The following is a 306-nucleotide window of genomic DNA, read 5'->3' on the forward strand; positions in this document are numbered from 1 at the left end:
TTCAAAGGGGAACGAAGCGCGGCAGCTTGACCAGTGCCTCTTCCATGAACTCTTGCAAACGCTGATCCGCCAGAGCCTCGTCTTCATCTCCGTAAATCGGGGTGACGAAACGGACCATCGCCCCTTCGGTCCGACCGTGCATCAGCCCATCGTAGACCACGTAGGCCTTCGCCACATAATCGTTCGTCAGACGCTTCCCGCGCTGCTCAAACCAGTAGTAGACAAGCTGCTTCACGAGGCCCTTCTGGATGACGGCGCGGTTCAGTTCGAACGTGCCATATTCCGTATCCGGGAACGAGACTTCAT

The 306-nt window shown here is 56.9% G+C and carries 1 protein-coding gene; it reads right to left on the reverse strand.

The features are described from left to right. Window position 1 precedes the first annotated feature (1 nt). On the reverse strand, window positions 2-306 hold a 305-nt coding region (locus E0702_RS16510), incomplete at its 5' end, for an exosortase C-terminal domain/associated protein EpsI (protein WP_132045665.1).

The organism is Halomonas marinisediminis, from assembly GCF_004347715.1.
Classification (GTDB): domain Bacteria; phylum Pseudomonadota; class Gammaproteobacteria; order Pseudomonadales; family Halomonadaceae; genus Halomonas; species Halomonas icarae.